This window comes from Comamonas sp. CMM03 (genome assembly GCF_019218715.1).
GTDB classification, from domain to species: Bacteria; Pseudomonadota; Gammaproteobacteria; order Burkholderiales; family Burkholderiaceae_C; genus Comamonas; species Comamonas terrigena.
Genome location: NZ_JAHUXB010000020.1, coordinates 1 through 259, shown reverse-complemented (window position 1 = coordinate 259; position 259 = coordinate 1). Strand labels below are relative to the sequence as shown.

The 259-nt window shown below is 61.0% G+C and carries 1 protein-coding gene; it reads right to left on the bottom strand.

The window, feature by feature from the left end:
* A partial coding sequence (locus KW830_RS21155) for an immunoglobulin-like domain-containing protein (protein ID WP_218334320.1) occupies window positions 1-259 on the bottom strand: 259 nt, incomplete at both ends.

The window sequence follows — 259 nt, the reverse complement described above, 5'->3', positions numbered from 1 at the left end:
CACCGGCTGCGACAGTGATGGTCACTTCCTGGCCGTTGCTCAGTGTGAGCTTGAAGTCCTGCGCACCATCCGTGACATGGCTCAGGTTCACCGTGTAGGTGATCGAGCCCGCATCTTCGTTGCCCTCTCCTTCGCTGGTCAGCGTGGCGGTCGTGGTGTTGATGCTGTCGCCGATCACCACTGGGGTGCTGTCGTTGACCACGTCCAGGTCTTCAAAATTGCCACCGCTGCCCTCGGCCGCAAAGCCGTCGACAGTCAG